We start from the raw sequence: 839 nt of genomic DNA on the forward strand, positions 1-839 counted from the left end.
ATAGGGAAGTCGCTTAGCTTTAATCCGCCATAGCTCAGTTGGTAGTAGCGCATGACTGTTAATCATGATGTCGTAGGTTCGAGTCCTACTGGCGGAGTAATTTAGTTAAGAGGTTTAGGCCTCTTTTTTTGTTATGTAATAATAATCTATCTCGTGTTATTAGAGGCGAGACATTTTTCGGCTCTTTGTCAACTGTAGTGGGTTGATGAAAAGCTAATCTCGAGAAAGGGCAAATTTCGTCCTTTTTTTGAAGTTTTTAAAGTTCCGAAAACCAAAGGCGTTGCGTTTGATAAGTTTGATGAGATTATTAGTGACTTCTAGTTTGGCGTTAGAATAGGCTAGTTTAAGGGCATTGACAATTTTCTCGTTATCAGCGTTCCAAACATTCAAAAATAGTTGGGACTTCCCTTAATAAATCTGTTCCTTTCTTTTTCAAGATAGCCCAAGCTTGCTCAATAGGATTCAAATCTGGTGAATAAGGCGGTAGAGGTAAGAAAAAGTGTTTATCTTGGATGCAGAGTTCATCCAAAATGTTCTTGGGATGAAAACTAGCATTGTCCATGATAATAACATGAGGTGTCTTCAAAGCAGGCAGGAGTTGCGTTTTGAACCACTCCACAAAGAAATCGCTTGTCCTGCTGTTCTTGTAAATCATGGGAGCTATAAACTCTCCGTCTACTTGTCCTGCAACAATTGAAGTTCGCTCAAAACGACGTCCGCTAATCTTTTCATAGACTTTCTCCCCTCTAGGAGCCCCTGCATAAGGACGATAGAGGTAGCGGTCGATTCCTGTTTCATCAATGTATACGATTGGTAAATCGTTTAGGTTATCCAAAATA

General features: G+C 39.7%; 1 protein-coding gene, 1 tRNA gene and 1 pseudogene. 1 reads left to right on the plus strand and 2 read right to left on the minus strand.

Going from position 1 to position 839, the window contains the following annotated elements:
- Positions 1 to 23 precede the first annotated feature (23 nt).
- Positions 24 to 97: transfer RNA gene (locus tag HT729_RS11275), tRNA-Asn, on the plus strand.
- Between the two features lie 116 nt (positions 98 to 213).
- Here HT729_RS11275 and HT729_RS11280 read toward each other — a convergent pair.
- Positions 214 to 372, minus strand: a pseudogene (locus tag HT729_RS11280) (transposase); the annotation flags it as partial.
- Positions 371 to 839: transposase (locus HT729_RS11285; protein WP_172932030.1), on the minus strand; the 469-nt coding region annotated here is incomplete at its 5' end. The pseudogene HT729_RS11280 and the gene HT729_RS11285, both read right to left, overlap by 2 nt.

Source organism: Streptococcus sp. 79 (genome assembly GCF_013277425.1).
Classification (GTDB): Bacteria; Bacillota; Bacilli; order Lactobacillales; family Streptococcaceae; genus Streptococcus; species Streptococcus pseudopneumoniae.